The organism is Paenibacillus algorifonticola (assembly GCF_050481745.1).
In the GTDB taxonomy this organism is placed as follows: domain Bacteria; phylum Bacillota; class Bacilli; order Paenibacillales; family Paenibacillaceae; genus Pristimantibacillus; species Pristimantibacillus algorifonticola_A.
The window spans coordinates 39,234-53,283 of sequence record NZ_JBCNGR010000038.1; the positions used below are offsets into that span (position 1 = coordinate 39,234).

The 14,050-nt window shown below is 45.5% G+C and carries 11 protein-coding genes; 8 read left to right on the top strand and 3 right to left on the bottom strand.

Annotated elements, in window-relative coordinates; translation table 11 throughout:
- The first annotated feature begins 17 nt into the window (after positions 1-17).
- From ABEW34_RS27170 to ABEW34_RS27180, 3 genes are all read left to right on the top strand, one after another.
- Complete coding sequence (locus tag ABEW34_RS27170) at positions 18-1,706, top strand: sugar ABC transporter substrate-binding protein (protein WP_430163420.1); 1,689 nt, start codon at positions 18-20, stop codon at positions 1,704-1,706.
- 90 nt (positions 1,707-1,796) lie between these two features.
- On the top strand, positions 1,797-2,762 hold the full coding sequence (locus tag ABEW34_RS27175) for an ABC transporter permease (protein WP_430163423.1): 966 nt from the start codon (positions 1,797-1,799) through the stop codon (positions 2,760-2,762).
- 47 nt (positions 2,763-2,809) lie between these two features.
- Positions 2,810-3,721: a carbohydrate ABC transporter permease gene (locus tag ABEW34_RS27180; RefSeq protein ID WP_430163546.1), complete on the top strand. Its 912-nt coding sequence runs from the start codon at positions 2,810-2,812 to the stop codon at positions 3,719-3,721.
- A 150-nt stretch (positions 3,722-3,871) separates the two neighbouring features.
- On the opposite strand, the gene ABEW34_RS27185 is transcribed toward ABEW34_RS27180, so the two are convergent.
- The 3 genes from ABEW34_RS27185 to ABEW34_RS27195 form a co-directional block, all read right to left on the bottom strand.
- Positions 3,872-5,938, bottom strand: a complete 2,067-nt coding sequence (locus tag ABEW34_RS27185) for a serine hydrolase domain-containing protein (protein ID WP_430163426.1) — start codon at positions 5,936-5,938, stop codon at positions 3,872-3,874.
- A 141-nt stretch (positions 5,939-6,079) separates the two neighbouring features.
- Positions 6,080-7,363, bottom strand: a complete 1,284-nt coding sequence (locus tag ABEW34_RS27190; protein WP_430163430.1) for a GHKL domain-containing protein — start codon at positions 7,361-7,363, stop codon at positions 6,080-6,082.
- Positions 7,353-8,105, bottom strand: a complete 753-nt coding sequence (locus ABEW34_RS27195; protein WP_430163433.1) for a LytR/AlgR family response regulator transcription factor — start codon at positions 8,103-8,105, stop codon at positions 7,353-7,355. Before ABEW34_RS27195 ends, ABEW34_RS27190 begins: the two co-directional genes overlap by 11 nt.
- A gap of 304 nt (positions 8,106-8,409) precedes the next feature.
- On the opposite strand from ABEW34_RS27195, the gene ABEW34_RS27200 reads away from it, so the two are divergent.
- The 5 genes from ABEW34_RS27200 (at position 8,410) to vanT (ending at position 13,846) form a co-directional block, all read left to right on the top strand.
- Positions 8,410-9,114: a response regulator transcription factor gene (locus ABEW34_RS27200; RefSeq protein WP_430163436.1), complete on the top strand. Its 705-nt coding sequence runs from the start codon at positions 8,410-8,412 to the stop codon at positions 9,112-9,114.
- Positions 9,111-10,472, top strand: coding sequence for an ATP-binding protein (locus ABEW34_RS27205; RefSeq protein ID WP_430163439.1), 1,362 nt, complete (start codon positions 9,111-9,113; stop codon positions 10,470-10,472). Before ABEW34_RS27200 ends, ABEW34_RS27205 begins: the two co-directional genes overlap by 4 nt.
- A gap of 182 nt (positions 10,473-10,654) precedes the next feature.
- Positions 10,655-11,719: a D-alanine--D-serine ligase VanG gene (vanG, locus tag ABEW34_RS27210; RefSeq protein ID WP_430163442.1), complete on the top strand. Its 1,065-nt coding sequence runs from the start codon at positions 10,655-10,657 to the stop codon at positions 11,717-11,719.
- Between the two features lie 59 nt (positions 11,720-11,778).
- The gene (locus tag ABEW34_RS27215; RefSeq protein WP_430163445.1) at positions 11,779-12,606 is read left to right on the top strand and encodes a D-alanyl-D-alanine carboxypeptidase family protein; all 828 of its coding nucleotides are present in this window, start codon (positions 11,779-11,781) and stop codon (positions 12,604-12,606) included.
- Positions 12,599-13,846: a serine racemase VanT catalytic subunit gene (gene vanT, locus ABEW34_RS27220; protein WP_430163448.1), complete on the top strand. Its 1,248-nt coding sequence runs from the start codon at positions 12,599-12,601 to the stop codon at positions 13,844-13,846. The genes ABEW34_RS27215 and vanT overlap by 8 nt, the downstream gene beginning before the upstream one ends.
- Positions 13,847-14,050: the final 204 nt, after the last annotated feature.

Consider the following 14,050-nt stretch of genomic DNA (forward strand, 5'->3'; position numbering starts at 1 on the left):
AGATGGAGGTGCTTTACATGGGGGGCAAGTCCAAATCGCTGTTTCGGCTCAGCATGGTAATGCTGTTATCGCTTAGCGTGGTTCTGTCAGGATGCAGCGGAAATAATAATGCAAACACGGGGAAAAACAACAACTCTGCATCGGCAGCAGGCGGAGATGGAACGGCAAAAGTGGAGCCGTTTGAAATTAGTTTCTATATTGGGGAAGCTGGCCAGCAGCCAACACCTGATAACAAGGTGTATAAGAAGATCAAAGATGAATTGGGAGCAACGCTTAATTTTGAATTTCTCGCCGGAGATAGTGAGCAAAAACTCGGCGTAATGATTGCAGGCTCGGATTATCCGGATGTAATGACCTCCAATACAAAGCTGGTTACTGCTGGTGCCCTTATTCCGCTGGAGGATCTTATCGAACAGCATGCCCCTAATCTCAAGGCGCATTATGCAGATTTCTGGAACATGATGAAGGATCCTAACGACGGACATATTTATACGTTACCGAACTATGGCGTATATAACGGGAAAGTAAACAGCACATGGTACTCAGGACCTGCATTCTGGATTCAAAAGGATGTATTGAAGGAATTCAATTATCCGAAAATTAAAACGTTGGATGAGTATTTCGATTTGATTGCCAAATATAAAGAGAAATACCCGACGATTGACGGCAGTCCGACAATCGGGTTCGAGATTTTGAACAACGATTGGAGAAACTGGGGCTTGTTCAACGCTCCGCAGCATTTAATCGGGCACCCGAACGATGGTGGAGTTGTCGTGAAGGACGGAGTAGCGGAAATATTCGCGGATAAAGATTATTCCAAAAAGTATTACCAAAAGCTTAATGAAATAAATAGCCTCGGCCTTCTCGATAAAGAGACTTTCACACAGAACTATGATCAGTACATGGCTAAATTGTCAAGCGGCACCGTTCTGGGGATGTTTGATCAGCACTGGAATTTCCAAGCAGCAGAGGACTCCTTGACTACCCAAAAGAAAGACAATAGAACCTATGTCGGCTTGCCTTTGGTTTACGATGCGAGCACCAAGGATTACTATCGCGACCTGGGTGCGCTTAATTTGAACAATGGCTTCGGCATCACGGTGAATGCCAAGAACCCAGAAAGGATCATTAAATTTCTGGATGCTCTAATGACGGAGGATTGGCAAAAAACGTTCTCATGGGGCTTTGTAGACGAAGACTACATCGTCAATGAGAAGGGTCGCTTCATGAAGACGCAAGAACAGCGTGATAATTTTGCAGACGCAACTTGGAAATTAGCAAACAAAGCGGATACATTATTTAAGTTCATGCCTAAGACGGAAGGCAGCTTCAGCGACGGCAACTCTACGGATGGGGCCGCTCAACCTGAGGAATATCAAGCAGGGCTGAAGGAATTTGATAAAGAGGTATTGGCAGCTTACGGCTACAACAGCTATGTGGACTTCTTCAGCGAGCCGCCAGCCAACCCCATTTATTATCCGGCTTGGAGCATCGATTTAGTGGATGGCTCAGATGCCAAGATCGCAAATACGAAGATGAATGAGTTGTCCTCCAAATTTTTGCCAAAAGCCATTTTGGCAAAGCCGGCCGAATTCGAGCAGGTCTGGAGCGATTATACCTCTGAGATTGGAAATACCAATGTCAAGGCTTATGAAGACCGAATCAATACAATCATTCAGCAGCGAATTACGGACTGGAGCAAATAAGACATTTGTTTAAGTATCAGCAAGAGGCAAGGCATGAATCATGCCTTCCTCTCTTTCTGAAATAAAGGCTTGTGGGGAGAGCGGGAATGAATGGATGAGACTTTATTGGAGAAGAGAGCCGTCCGGAAAGCTAAAAAAGGAATAAAACAACGGATTAACTGGAATGTCATTAAAGGTCAGAAACAACTCATTTTTATGTCTGTGCCACTCATGCTTTATATCATTTTGTTTTCATATGTTCCCGTGTGGGGTTGGACGATGGCTTTTCAAGACTATAAGCCAGCGCGTGATTTTAGTCAGCAAAAGTGGGTAGGCTTTAAGCATTTCGAATTTTTGTTTAACGATGATCGTTTTTGGCGCGTATTACGAAATACGCTCGGGATGAGCTTGATTAACCTGGTGCTCGGCTTTGCCACCGCTATAATATTGGCTTTGCTGTTAAACGAAATAAAAAAAGTATTATGGAAAAGAATGGTCCAGACGATTTCTTATTTGCCGCACTTCTTGTCTTGGGTTATTGTGACCGGGATTGTGGCCACCTCGCTGGCATCCGACGGGATCATTAATGATGTGCTGATGAGGCTGCATTTGATTAATGAACCGATCCTATGGCTTAGCAAGGGAGAGTATTTCTGGGGAGTCGTTGGTGCATCGCATATATGGAAAGAGGTAGGCTGGAGCACGATTATTTATTTGGCCGCCCTGGCTTCAATTGATCCCGCGCTTTATGAAGCAGCTGAAATTGATGGCGCAAACCGCTACAGGAAGATGCTCAATGTGACCTTGCCGGGCATGAAATCGACCATTGTCATTTTGTTGATTATGTCGATCGGACATATCATGGACGCTGGATTTGAAGTGCAGTATTTGCTTGGTAACGGCCTAATCGTCGATTGGTCAGAAACGATAGATATTTTTGTGCTGAAATACGGGATCGCTCAAGGCAATTACTCGCTCGCTACCGCTGGCGGCATTTTCAAAACAGTCGTTAGCATAACGATGCTGCTGCTCGCGAACTGGACTGCTAAACGACTTGGGGAAGAGAGGCTGTTATAGATATGGAAAATCAACCAATCCGTCGGCAAAAGGCTCCAAACCAATCGATGAGCAGAGGCATGGGTACCTCCCAGATTGAGCCGATTCTTTTTCATACATTTAATACGATTTTTATGCTGGTTCTGGTTGTCGTTACGTTATATCCTTTTTTGAATACGATCGCCGTTTCTTTAAATGTAGGCAGTGATACGATTCGCGGCGGCATCTATTTGTGGCCAAGGGAATGGACGATGCAAAATTACAAGGCGGTTTTTGTTTCGGGGACGATATACAACGCCTTTTGGGTATCGGTGGCGAGGACGGTTCTTTCTACCGTGCTGAACATTTTTCTAACGACGATGCTCGCTTATGCGTTAAGCCGGCGGGAATTTGTTTTCCGCAAACCGATTACCCTTATCTTTATTTTGACCATGTATTTCAGCGCGGGCTTGATCCCAGGCTATTTTTTAATTAAGGAGCTGCATTTGCTGAACAGCTTCTGGGTTTACATTATTCCTTCGATGCTCAGCGCGTTTAACATGATTGTGATAAGAACTTACATTGGAACGCTTCCTGAAAGCCTTGTAGAATCCGCACGAATTGACGGAGCAGGCGATTTCAAAATCTTCATGCAAATTATTTTTCCGCTGTGTAAGCCAGTATTGGCTACCATAGCACTGTTTGTAGCTGTAGGGGCATGGAATTCCTGGTTCGATGCGTTTCTATACACATCCTCAAGACAAGAGCTGAGCACCTTGCAATACGAGCTGATGAAGCTTTTATCCTCGACGATGAATTCCAATAGCAACCCTTCCGTGGCGAATGGAGCAGGGGCGACGAAGGATTCGATTTCAATGGTAACGCCATTATCGATTCGTGCTGCGGTTACAGTGGTTGCAGCAGTGCCGATTCTCCTCGTATATCCGTTCCTCCAGAAGTACTTTGTGGTGGGATTGAACGTAGGCAGTGTGAAGGAATAGTGCAAGGAGCCAATAAGCACGGCGGAATTAAGCAACGTCAATATTCCGGCTGCAGGAAATAATGCATGCCACACGGCCTTCTGTGTGCATTTAGAAGAGGCCGTGTGGAACCATGGACCCAAGCTTTAACGTCAATACTGCATGCGCAGCTTATTGCTGCTTCAAATCAATTTTAAAGCTATCCCCGGCTTTACCGCCGAAAACGATCAGCCCGTCTGCTGGCAGCATCACCGATTTTTCAAGGCTGGCGATCGAAAAGTTGACGATCATGCCCGCTGCATCATATACGGCAAAGCCGCCGCCTGCTGGCACATCAACGGTCAACCGTTTATTTGCCGATTTCTTATCAATTTTATACCATACGGCATGGCCGCTCGGTGGAATCGTGCTAACCGACGATTTTCCGCTGTAAAGAGGCGCGATCGCATCTTCACGGATAAAGGAGGAGCCGTCGATCATCAAATACTCTTTATTTTTCACCGTATAGAAATTCAGGTCAAAGGCATCTCTACCGTCCATTACCGGAATTTCAGCAGCATTGACCGCGGAATTTTTATCGACAATTTTTGTCCCTGATGCGTATCCATATTCGGTATTTACAGAAATCTTCTTCACGAAATACGGCTGTAATAAATAAAAAATAGAAGTGATTTTTTCATTCAAAGGGTAGTAGCTTTTGCCGTTTCTAGTTTCCCAGGCCTGTTTCGTTTCCTGTGTTAGGGGATTACGGTCCAGCTTCTGATGGCTATAAACGACCATAAGCGTTTGGCCTATTCCGGGGAAATTCAGATAGGAGCTAAGCTTTAAATAGGTTTTGCCATTGCTTTGCTCGTCAAAGCTTAGCGTAATGCTGCCTTCTTTATTTTTGAATTGTCCATCGCCTGTGTATACGTATTTTTGTTCAGGTATAAATCCTCCCATTAAAGCGGGTAAAGCAAGCTCGCCGTCCTCAATCGCAATATCCAACGTTGATCCCACCGTACCGTAAAATCCAGAGTAAGCAAGCAGCTTTGCCGGCATATCCACTTTCACGGAAGGCTCAAAGGTTTTATCAGGCAGGATATCTTGAATAATGTCCTCTGCCTTTAAATATTCTAACAGCACATTGGTTGCAAAAACGCTGTTGTAAAGGGAGCTTCCTCCCGAGGAAAGCACGGCGATGGAAATGTTGTGCTCAGGCAGCGCAATCAGGGCAGCGTGATACATCATCGTATCTCCGCCTTTAGAGAGGGCTGTTATTCCATAATCATCAAACGGTGCCAAGCTGACGGCATCCCAGCCAAGACCATAGTTAAAGGTATTGGACTCATCCGAAACCCAGATGCCTTGTTTATACTCATGGCTTTGCATCGCTTCAGCAGCTTGTGCAGATAAAATATCGGTACGATTGCCGATTAATACTTCAGCAAACTTACTTAACTCTTCCGCCGTTGAGTAAATGCCTCCTGTCCCAATAATATTGGCGTTCTCGACGGGCATAGCTTGATCCATCGTAGGGAAATATGTTTTTGCCAGCCGCGTGCGATCGAAGGAATCGAGTGGTGTTTTCGTAGCGCTTAAATTCAAAGGCTTGGCTATGCGCTGCTCAACGAATTCGGTATAGCTTAAACCGCTCACTCGTTCAACCAAATGCTCAAGCAGTTGAAAACTATCGTTGCTATATACCGAATATTCGCCGGGAGCTGATTTTAACCGTTCGGTTTGCAATCGGAGCAGTAGTTTATCATAATTGCCTGTATCATTGTCATCAAACAGCATGCTGCTTTCATAGTGGGAGCCGTACAGTCCTGCTGAATGATTCATGAGCATGCGCGGCGTTATTTGCTTGTAGCGCTCATCGGCCATTTTAAAATCCTTGATATATGTCGTCAGCGGCTTATCGATATCGATTTGCTTAGCATCAGCGAGCATCATCGCTGCCGCCGTAACGTACATTTTGCTAACTGAGCCTATTCCGAGCATTGTGTCCTTCGTAATGGGCGCCTTGGTCGCTTTATCATCTACCCCCGCGCTGCCCGACAGGGCAACGGCCCCCTCATCCATAATCGCATATTGCAGCCCGCTGACACCGTAATTGGACACAATCTCTGAGGCGAGCAGCTGTGCCTTTTCCTTAACCGTATCCAGAGCCGCCCCCTTATTCGCCTGAGCAAACGTCTGAGTTACGGGGATAATGAACAGCGCAGCTGCCATTAATCCAGCAATCATTTTTTTCATTTTAATAATCCTCCTCTTAAGTCCCTTGCCAAATTTTACTTCCTGTTTATATGTTACAAGGAGGGAGAAGCTTATGGAGCAAATGACCCTGAAACGAAAAAAACAATCCCTAAACAACAAGATTGTTTAAGGATTGTTCGTTCAAAAGGGCAGCATGACCATGTTTTGAAACCGTTTCGGCTTCGTCTCAATGGTCATATGGCCACCATATTTGTCGCATATTCTAGCTATATTGGTTAAACCAATCCCATGGTACTCCGGGTTCGGCTTCTGGCTGTTCAGCGAGGAGACCTCTGTTTCCATTTGATTAAGAATATGGATAAACAGTGCCGATTCATTGGCATGGATGTGAATAAGAATGGAGCGATCCTCAGCGATTCGCACCTGTTTAGAAGCTTCGATGGCATTATCCAGCATATTTCCTAGGACGACACATAGGTCATACCGGTCAATGGCAATTTCCTGGACGTTCAGGTTAAGCTTCGTATCGATTCGTATGCCATTCGCCTGGCCAATCGTCAGCGTATTCGTAACAAGCGCATCAATAACGAGATTCCCCGTATTCACCCTCTGATAGGCGCCTTCGACTTTATTTAACGTTGTCTTAATATGCTCCATCGCTGCCGCCAGCTCATTTCGTTTAATACATTCCTCGATGTACAAAAACTGCTGGTTCGTATCATGAATGATCCTCTTAATCGATTTGAAGCTATGAACGGTTTTCTCGTAATTGGCATCCTGATAGTCCATCTGCTGCTGCAATTGGGCATTTTCATGCATAAATTGAAATTTTTCAATGATCATATCAAAAATATAAATGATCATCACATTGATAAAAAGAAACCCGATGACCGATATGAAATAATGAATGTTCTTTTCGCTATAGCTCGTCAGCACATTAAGCTGGTATAGGCTGATAGCAGGGATAATCATAATGAGTAAATAGTAGCGATAATGCAAAGAGAAGCTTCGGTGTTTGGCAATTAGCCGGATCATTTGAATGACTGCAAACATGATGACGCAGGTGAGCAAAGTAGCTTTCGTATAAGCGAGCTGATCCTGAGCATTGATCGAATTAAAGTTGCTGAAGTCAACGGAATCCAGCTTATAAAAAATATAAAGCGAGATGAGATTAACGATGGACATCAGCACGCCATAAAGGATTGTGAAAATGATTTTGGCTTTTAACTCGACCTTATAAGACTGAGCCAAACTAAATATGACAAGCAGCGCAAAAATCGAGGATACGACAGGAGAGATATAAAAAAGTAAATACAGACAATTGAGCACGATAAAAACAATAAAATAAAGGAATCGATAAGGCTTTCTAGTCGGCTTGCCAAAAACCGAATTGAAGAAAAAAGAAATCTGGACGCCCATCACAAGAGCAATGCTAAATACAATAAACAGGTTGTCATGACTCATATTCATTGACCCTCATGATCATAAATTTGGTATAAAAATCCTTCACTTCTTTAATTTTCGAACGGCCGATCGGCAGCTCCAGGCCATTAGACATGAGAACAAGCCCGCTCGCAAACTTCTTCACATGGAGCAGATTAATAATGATGGATCGATGAATTTGCAAGAAGTTGCTGTCCTTCAAGGCTGAAGCATAATCGGCAAGAATGCCTTTGCTTTCATAGGTTCCATGTGAGGTTATAAAATTCAGCTTGCTCTTTACGCTTAAGCTTTTGGCCGCCTCGATGCCAATGATGTCATCATATTTTAAAACGACCTCATCATAGGCTGACTTGATGACCAGAAATTTTTTGTGAAGCGCTTGAAAGTATTGGCATAGCTTCATTATTTTTTCCTCAAGGATGGCAGGGGCTACCGGCTTTAATAAATATTGAAAGGTCATGACGTCAAAGCTTTCGACCATATATTCCGGGTAGCTTGTCAGAAAGACAATTTGCTCATCGAGGCGATGGAGCCCTCTTATTTTTCGAGCGGTTTGAATCCCGTTTATTCCGCCCATTTCAACATCCAATATTAAGATATGGAAAGGCGCTTCTTCCCGCTCGTAATGAGAGAGAAGCTGTTCTCCCGAGCTGAATAATTCGATTTCAAAATCGATATTGGACTTGATCGACAAAGCAATCAGCATGCTTCTAACGAGCTCTCTTTGCTTTTCCTCATCCTCACAAATTGCTACTCTATACATAAAGGATACCTCCCTCAGTTCCATTTGCGTCATTGTACGACGATATCTAAACATCATACAATTATTTGGCGTTGAAAAAACAGCCTTTGGGTAAAATGCATATTTGAATCCCTCAAATGACGTAAATAGCTAATAGTCGTAAAAATGGGACAGCATATAGGAGCGGTATCCGCTCATCGTTAAGAAAAAGTTAAACCATTCATAAGTATTGAGGCCCTTGTTGTTAAACTGTTTCCTTCATAATGCAGGGAGGGTAAACTGTAGGGAACAAGGCAAGGGTGCTTGGGAGGAAAGGGGTCACACAATGGCTGCTGCAACGATATTAATGGTCGATGATGAGAAGGAAATATTGAAGCTGATTGAGATTTATTTGCTGAATGAAGGCTATCAGCTGCTGCAGGCGTCGAACGGACTAGAGGCGCTTGAGCTGTTGAGTAAGCATAGCGTTGATCTGATCATTCTTGATGTCATGATGCCGAAGATGGACGGACTGGAAGCTTGTATGAAAATCCGTGAGGATCACAATATCCCGATTATTATGCTGTCAGCGAAGACGCAGGATATCGATAAAATTACGGGTCTTAGCATTGGTGCTGATGAATATGTGTCCAAGCCGTTCAGTCCGCTTGTGCTCGTTGCGCGTATTAAGTCGCATTTGCGCCGTTATAATCGGATGAGTGTTCAGAAGCTGGAGCCGAGCAGCGACCAGCAAATTATAATTGATGACCTTGTCATTCATATTGATGCCCATACCGTTACCGTGGACGGGCAAGAGGTAAAGCTGACGCCGCGTGAATTTGCCGTACTGGAGCTGCTAGCTATTAATCGGGGCATTGTTCTGAGTACGGAGCGAATTTATGAGGTAGCCTGGAATGAGCCGTTCATGGAATCGAAAAATACGGTCATGGTGCATATTCGGAAAATACGCGAGAAAATCGAGAAGGACCCCCAGCATCCGAAGTTTATTAAAACGGTATGGGGCATCGGCTACAAAATGGAGGCGCTATGAACAGTGAGCAAATGAAACGCCTTATCTTTACTACACTGGGCAGCTTCGTTATTACGATAATCGGCTTGTTTGTCGCCTATGGGCTCTCAGCTAATTTACTTATGAATTTTCGGCCCTTCCGGGAAACGGTAAGAGGGCTGCAAAATATTGTAGGGACCTTACCGCTTGTTATATTTGCGGCTTTGCTTTTATTTAGCCTCTGTTTAATCTTCTTCTATAGTCGGGAGACGAATGCGGCAAAGGCTAGTTATCGCGGAAGCATTGCAGCATTCGGAACGGGAAGCTGGCTGTTTCGAACGATTCGCTGGAAGCTCGTATTCGGGTTTTTAATAAGCCTCGTCATCAGCTTTATTTTGTTTATGCTGCTGTATTTTGCAGTCGTATTGCTTGCAGAAATAGCGCCGCTAGGCGAGCTCATACGCGGCATTATTGAAACGATAGGGCGTTTGCCGCTCATTATCGCCACCTGCTTTTTTATCTTCCTGATCGTATTTTTCCTAATCAGCAATCAAACGATTCATTATTTAAGGGAAATTACCTTCGGCCTCCAGCAAATTGCAAATGGCAATCTGAACTACGAGATCGCGGTAAAATCCTCGGATGAATTGGGCGAGGTCGCTTATAACATTAATCAAATGGGACACAAGCTGAATATGCTGATTGAGGAGGAGCGCAAGGCGGAGAAGACGAAAAATGATTTGATCACTGGCGTCTCTCATGATCTGCGCACACCTTTGACCTCGATTCTCGGCTTTCTGGAGCTGATCGAACAGGATCGCTATAAAGATGAAGTCGAGCTTCGTTATTACATTGGCATTGCCTATGAAAAATCATTAAGCTTAAAAAAATTAATTGATGATTTATTTGAATTTACGCGGGTCAATAACGGCATGCCTTTAGAAAAGCTCGAATTGGATTTGAACGGTTTTATTCAGCAGCTGTTAGAAGAGTTCGTGCCGAATTTGGAAGCGGCAGGAATGAAGGGGCGTGTCTTTCCAGACGCTGCTCCGCTCAAAATAAAGGCCGATGGCGACCGGCTGGTCAGAGCCTTTGAAAATTTGGTCATGAATGCAATTCAATACGGGCAGGAAGGCGGCTATGTCGATGTCCGTTTGCGGCGGGAGCAGGGCTATGCTGTCGTGGAGGTCGTCAATTATGGCGAGTCGATTCCCGAAAAATATTTGCCTTATTTATTTGAACGCTTCTATCGCGGAGACCAATCCCGGTCACAGCAGACGGGCGGGACGGGACTTGGACTTTCGATTGCGAAGAGCATTGTGGAGCTGCATGATGGAACGATTGCGGTCAAAAGCAGGCGAGGCGAGACGGTATTTGAAACACGCTTCCCTTTATATTAATAACGAAAACACAATGACCTTGAATACGAGGAATTGTGTTTTTTGTTTTTGCTAAACAAATGTTAAGAATTGTTAAGAAATGATAAGCAAATGTTTCGATTCTACTAAGCTTACGGTTATAGGCTCATAAGAGAAGCCCGCTATGCTAGATTCATACATCTGATAGGGGGATGAAGGAGAAGATGGGTAAAATACGAGTGGGCGTATTGTTCGGCGGTTGTTCTACGGAATATGAGGTGTCATTATCCTCAGCAGCCGCTGCCTTGGAGCATATGAATCGAGATAAATATGAGGTCGTCATGATCGGTATTACGAGAGACGGACGCTGGTATAGATATTACGGAGACCTAGCAGACATTCGGGAGGACCGCTGGAGCAGCCAATCTGCTCAGTGCGTGCCGGCTGTTCTATCTCCGAGCAAAGAAACGAGAGGACTCATTGAGCTTGTGCATACGGAGTTTCACATCACAACGCTGGATGTCGTATTCCCGGTTTTACATGGTAAAAATGGCGAGGACGGCACTGTGCAGGGGCTGCTCGAGCTGTCGGGCCTGCCATTCGTAGGCTGCGGCACATTATCCTCTGCCATTTGCATGGATAAAGCGGTGGCCAAAAATGTAGTCCAAGCTGCCGGAATGGAGGTGCCGCCTTCGATTACCGTCCTGGCTGGCGATTCCATTGCCGAAGCGGTGGGGGCAGCAGCGAAGCTGGGCTTCCCGCTTTATGTGAAGCCTTCCAGATCCGGTTCCTCCATCGGGATAACGAAAGCTTACACAGAGCAAGAGCTGATAAGCGGCATTGAGGAAGCTTTTGCCCATGACGGAAAAGTTGTAATCGAGCAGCATGTGAATGGCTTTGAGGTGGGCTGCGCTATACTTGGCGATGCCTCACAGCCCATAATCGGTGAAATCGATGAAATTGCGCTGACGGGCGAATTTTTTGACCATGAAGAAAAATATTCGCTAGGCACAGCAGCTATTCATCTGCCAGCACGCATTGATAACGATATGGCGGATAAAGTGAAAGCTATGGCGCTAAGGATTTATAGCGTACTGGGGTGCAGCGGGCTAGCAAGGGTGGATTTATTTTATGCGAGCGATGGGCGGCTCTTATTTAATGAAGTCAACACGCTTCCCGGTTTCACGGCGCACAGCAGGTATCCGAATATGATGAAGCATGCAGGCATTGACTTTCCTGAGCTGCTGGACCGTCTCATTGAGCTGGAGACAGCAAAGGCGCCATTATGATGGAAGCAATAAGCATAAGCCGCAAGCCCGGCGAGAGGAAGCATGAGAGGCAGCAAGAAATGCAGAAAGAAAGCCAGCTTGATAGGCAGCATGAATGCCGTATACTGGTGAGCCGGGAAGACGTGTATAAAGGCAGCTTAATTCTAGTGAATCAGGAAAATCCGGTAAAGCAAATTGTGCCTAGCCTCAGGTCGTTGCCTGCATGTATACGCCAGGCCAGCCATGTGCAGGAGCAGCGGATCATGCTTGATAAAATGTGCATCCAGCCCTTGTCCGCGCTCTTGGAGGCGTGTCAGGCGGTGGACGATATTGCCGCAGTAAGCGGCTATCGTTCCAGAGAAGCACAAGCCAAAATATATGCGGCTTCGCTAGAGGACAATGGAGCGGCTTTCACATCGAGCTATGTGGCCATTCCGGGAGCAAGCGAGCACCAGACGGGGCTTGCTGTAGATGTGGGGCTGTGCAGTGGAGATATCGATTATATTTGTCCAACGTTTCCCGATGATGGCGCGAGCGGCAGGTTCAAAGCGCTTGCGGCAGAGTACGGTTTTATCCAAAGATATGAGGAAAGCAAGGAAGCCATTACGGGCATCGCTTGCGAGCCGTGGCATTACCGTTACGTGGGTTATCCGCATGCTATGCTTATGAAGCAGCTGGATATGTGCTTGGAGGAGTACACGGCCTATATGAAGAGCTTCTCTTACCACAATGAGCATCTTTATGTGGAGGGGCGTTCTGCCTTCGCCGAAATTTATTATGTGGAAGCAGAGGAGCAGGTAACAACGGTACCTATTATTAGAGGAGGTAGCTATCAACTATCCGGCAATAATCAGGACGGCTTTGTTGTGACAGTATTTCATCTGAAGGGCGATGGGAGCTGTGAGTAAATTTGGCTATAGCGGAATGGACGATTTCAAGCTGGCTGCTGCGACTCGAAAGCCCGCTATACATCGAGCATGGACAGAAATCAATCTCGATCATTTAGTGCATAATCTCAGTCAGTTTAAACAGATTACCCAAGCTGGCGCTCAAATCATGGCGGTTGTCAAAGCGGACGCATACGGTCATGGCAGCATCCCGATTTCGAGAAAGCTTAATGAAGCGGGCGTTCGTTCCTTCGCTGTTGCAGCAATTGATGAAGGCATAGCCTTGCGTAAAAAAGGGATCAAAGGCGATATCCTCATTTTGGGCTATACGCCGTTGCATCGTCTTCAGGAGCTGCGACGCTACAAGCTTGCGCAGACTGTTATTAATGCAGATGATGCAGAGCGTCTTCAATCTTTTGGCAAAAAAATAACGGTGCATATTAAAATCAATACGGGCATGAATCGGCTGGGTGAACATTACAACGACATGAAGCGTATACGGTCGATGTATCAACATAAAAATTTGCAGGTCATGGGCACATTCAGCCACCTCACGTCTGCGGAGAGCCATCGTCAGGAGGATGTGGATTTCACGAGGCTTCAGTTAGAGCGATTCGACAGTGTGGTCGATCAGCTCCTGGCAGATGGCGTAAACCCGGGCATCACCCATATCCAGAGCAGCTACGGCATTTTAAATTATCCGGAACGAGGTTATGGAATGGTTAGGCCAGGCATCGCCCTGTATGGCATCCTGAGCCAAGATAACGATCGTGTGCATGCTAACGTCGAGCTGCGTCCGGTTTTGTCTCTGAAAGCGACCGTCACATTGGTCAAGCGCATTCATGCAGGCGAGCCCGTCGGATACAATGGCTGCTACACACCTTCACGAGACAGCAAAATCGCAACGGTGTCGATTGGCTATGCCGACGGCATTCCGCGCGAGCTGTCCCAAAAGGGAGGCTGTGTGCTTATACATGGCCAGCGGGCATTAATAGTAGGGAAAATCTGCATGGATCAGCTAATGGTCGATGTGACTTCGATAGCCGGGGTTCAGCAAGGGGATACGGCAACGCTGATCGGACAAGATGGCAAGGAGAGCATAACAGCCGGAGAAATCGCCAAGCGAGTAGGAACGATAACGAATGAAGTGGTTAGCGCACTCGGCAGCAGAGTGGAAAATGTGTATATTTCTAACGCTTTAGGCGTGGAGAGGGCTAGATCATATGCGCAAATAAAGAGAAAGACGAAGCTGATTTATTAAGCATTAATGGACTGTTCACAAGGAGCAGTCTATTTTTTTGTTTTTCCAAAAAAGGGAATGATATAATCGTGATATAGATTTAGTAGTCGAGTAGTGCATGATAGAAAGGTGAATAAGATGAGGGCGTATATTCGGAAAAATAGCGATAATGAAATTGCGAGCCATAATTTTTATGCCGCTTTTGACGGATTTGCTTTAGCTTTT